This is a genomic window from Acinetobacter sp. NIOH-H-8 (assembly GCF_046635365.1).
In the GTDB taxonomy this organism is placed as follows: Bacteria; Pseudomonadota; Gammaproteobacteria; order Pseudomonadales; family Moraxellaceae; genus Acinetobacter.
In genome coordinates, this window is the sequence record NZ_JBHDVN010000155.1 from 1 (window position 1) to 474 (window position 474).

The window sequence follows — 474 nt, forward strand, 5'->3', positions numbered from 1 at the left end:
CCGCATCAGACGCGCGGGTGGCTTCCATCCACAAGGAGAGTCCATGCGTCATTACGAAATCGTCTTGCTGATCCACCCGGATCAGAGCGAACAGGTTCCGGCCATGCTGGAGCGCTACAAGGGCATGATCACCGCCGGCGGCGGCAAGATCCACCGCGTTGAAGACTGGGGCCGCCGTCAGCTGGCTTACCCGATCAACAAACTGCACAAAGCGCACTACGTTCTGATGAACGTTGAAGCGCCGCAGGAAGTGATCGATGAGCTGGAAACTACCTTCCGCTTCAACGATGCCGTTATCCGCAGCATGGTTATGCGTACTAAGCACGCTGTTACCGAAGCATCTCCGATGGTTAAAGCGAAAGACGAGCGCCGTGAGCGTCGCGATGATTTCGCTAACGAAACCGCAGATGATGCTGAAGCTGGGGATTCTGAAGAGTAATTTCTGATGACCAACCGTCTGACGTTGTCCGGCAC

1 protein-coding gene is annotated in these 474 nt (G+C 55.9%); it reads left to right on the forward strand.

Going from position 1 to position 474, the window contains the following annotated elements:
• The first annotated feature begins 43 nt into the window (after positions 1-43).
• Entirely contained in the window at positions 44-439 is a 396-nt protein-coding gene (gene rpsF, locus ACEWB7_RS17540) for a 30S ribosomal protein S6 (protein ID WP_411581028.1), read from the forward strand.
• The last annotated feature ends 35 nt before the right edge of the window (positions 440-474 follow it).

Coding starts and splice junctions, on each gene's coding strand:
- rpsF (WP_411581028.1), top strand. CDS start 44: ATGCGTCATTACGAAATCGTCTTGCTGATCCACCCGGATCAGAGCGAA.